This window comes from Erwinia sp. MYb416 (assembly GCF_037479575.1).
In the GTDB taxonomy this organism is placed as follows: domain Bacteria; phylum Pseudomonadota; class Gammaproteobacteria; order Enterobacterales; family Enterobacteriaceae; genus Erwinia; species Erwinia rhapontici.
Genome location: NZ_JBBGYT010000067.1, coordinates 1 through 534, shown reverse-complemented (window position 1 = coordinate 534; position 534 = coordinate 1). Strand labels below are relative to the sequence as shown.

At 60.9% G+C, this 534-nt stretch carries 1 protein-coding gene; it reads left to right on the top strand.

What is annotated here, in order from left to right:
• Positions 1-534 (top strand): methyl-accepting chemotaxis protein (locus WH277_RS00585; protein ID WP_339503760.1); only part of this gene is annotated, 534 nt, incomplete at both ends.

Sequence of the window (534 nt, the reverse complement as noted above, 5' to 3'; positions counted from 1 at the left end):
CGCCGAACTGATGCATGCCCTGCAGGAGATGAACGGCAACCTGACGCGTATTGTGTCCGGGGTGCGTTCCGGCACCGAAACCATTGCGTCGGCCTCCAGCGAAATTGCCGTCGGCAGCCGCGAACTGTCCACGCGCAATGAAGCGCAGGCCAGCGCCATTGTGCAAACGGCGGCCTCGATGGAAGAGCTGACGTCGGTGGTCAAAAACAATGCCGAGAACTCACGTATCGCCAGCGATATCTCCATTGAAGCCTGTGCCGTCGCCAGCCAGGGGGGCGACGTCGTGAAACAGGTGGTCCGCACCATGAGCGACATCCACCAGTTCTCCACACAAATCAGCAATATTATCAGCGTGATTGACGGCATCGCCTTCCAGACCAATATCCTGGCATTGAATGCCGCCGTTGAAGCGGCGCGTGCAGGCAGCGAAGGACGCGGTTTCGCTGTGGTCGCGGCCGAAGTGCGCGCACTGGCTCAGCGTTCAGCCACCGCGGCGAAGGAGATCGGCACACTGATCGACAGCTCTGTCACCCG